The following is a 2104-nucleotide window of genomic DNA, read 5'->3' on the forward strand; positions in this document are numbered from 1 at the left end:
CGCTGCGCCCGCTCCCCGAGCGTCTCGTACGTCTGCGGGGCGAGCCCGGCCACCGTCTCGCGCAGCCGGTCGGCCTCCGCCTCCATGTCCCTGGCCAGTACGGTCAGCCGCGCGGCCCGCTCCCACGCGGCGTCCCGGTGCCGCGAGAGCGCCTCCGCGTACGCGTCCACCTGGCCGGGGCGGTAGCCGCGCCCCCGTACTGCCACGAAGCCACGTGGCGACACCGATGCGCTGCTCATCCTGGAACCCCTCTCCACCCGACGGACACGAAATGATGATTTCGCGCATATCTTGATGTATCGGGCATAAGGGTTCATAACGCGACACTCCGCAGGCAGGTCACGGGCATCACACGAACGTGGGCGAACACCCGCGCACACAAAAGGGCCGGACCCGATCACACGACCGGGTCCGGCCCTTCAGTACGGCCTGTTCAGCGGATCGGGGTCACAACAGCCCGTCCCACATCTGCTCCAGCAACACCGACCACCAGCTCTCCGGCGAACCGAGCGCCGCCGGATCCAGCGAAGCGAGCTGCGCCTGGAAGTCGACGGTCCAGCGGCCCGCCTGCTCCTGGTTGAGCCCGTACCGCAGTCGCCACATCCGCCCGAGCAGCGCCAGACAACGCGCGAACTCGGGCAGCCCCGTGTTCACGAACTGCGGCGGTACGGGAGCACCGCCCGGCCCCGCCTCCACGGGCACCGCGACGATGTTCGCCGTGCCGTACTGGACGCAGATCGCCTTGCCGAAGTCGCTGCCCATGACGAGGTAGGAGCCCGCGTCGGCGGACGGCCGCACCCCGCGCTCCTGCGCGAGTTCGGCCAACGTCGGTACCGGGCGGCCCGGTTGGGCCTGCGCCCAGAAGAACGGGCCCATGTCCATCGGCAGCCCCGCCGCGACCAGCGTGTGCGCCACCACCGGCGGCACGCCCTGCCGGGACACCGCCGCCTGCTCGAAGCGGAACACGCCCGGCCCGAACGCGCCCGCCAACTCCTGCGCGATCGCCTCCGGCGGGATCGGCGGCGTCGGCTGCACCGGCGGCAACGGCGCCCGCACCGGGGCGAGTCGGGCCGGTCCGTCCGCCACCTGGTGCAACTCGCCCTGGTGAGCGATGAGTTCGCGCATCCCCTGCTGCCGGCTCGCGTGATCCGTGCCGTACGGCGCGATGCTGGCGATGCGCGCCTGGGGCCACTGTTCGCGGATCATCCGCGCGCAGTACGCGCCCGGCAGTGCGCAGGACTCCAACTCCGTGTGCAGTTCCAGGACTTGGTCCGGAGGGATGTTCATGCCGCGCAGCTCGTGGAAGATCTGCCACTCCGGGTGCGGTGTCCCCGGCGCGGACCGCCGGATCAACTGCTGCTCGGAACCGTCCGGCGCGCGGTACCGCAACACGGCCTGATAGCCCGGTCCTACGGTCGGCTGCCCCTGCTGCGGATAGCCGTAGGCAGGCTGCTGCTGACCGGGGAACGGCTGACCGGGACCGGGAGCTACGGGCGCCTGCTGCCCCGGGGGCGGCATCGCGCCGGGCTGCATGGCACCCGGCGGCATCGGCTGCGGCGGAGCCCCCGGAGGCATCCCCGGAGCCCCAACGCACCGGGCGCGCCCGGGAATTGCGGCGCCGGAGGCGCACCGGGTCCGCCCACCGGAGGCCCGGCCAGCATGGTCTCCGCGTGATGCACGGCACCGGGAGCACCGCCCTGCGAGGCGGAAGCGCCAGGGGTACCGGGAGTACCGGGGGCGTACGGCGGCGGAGGCGTACCGGGGGCACCGGAGGCGCCGGGCATGCCGGGGGCGTACGGCTGTTGCGGAGCACCGGGAACGCCTGGGGCACCGGGGGGCTGCGGAGCACCCGGCCCCGCGGGCCCACTCTGACCAGGGTCGGCGAACATCGTCGCGGCATGGTGAACCCCACCCGGAGGCGGACCCCCGGGAGTGTTCGGCGCACCGGGACCACCAGGACCACCCGAACCGGCCAGCCCCTCCGGACCGAGCTCCGGAACCATCTGCGTCGGTACATACCCGCCCACCGGGGGAGGCGGGGGCGGCGACCCGGCAGGCGTACCGCCCGGTCGCGCGCCCGGCGTCCCCGGGGCACCCGGAGGCG

Annotated in this window: 2 pseudogenes; both read right to left on the bottom strand. The window is 73.5% G+C overall.

Annotated features, from left to right (window positions below):
• Positions 1-239, bottom strand: a pseudogene (locus R6V09_RS51775) (cellulose-binding protein); the annotation flags it as partial.
• A 208-nt stretch (positions 240-447) separates the two neighbouring features.
• Positions 448-2104: pseudogene (locus R6V09_RS51780) on the bottom strand (SUKH-4 family immunity protein); the annotation flags it as partial.

This window comes from Streptomyces sp. W16, assembly GCF_033194735.1.
GTDB lineage: Bacteria > Actinomycetota > Actinomycetes > Streptomycetales > Streptomycetaceae > Streptomyces.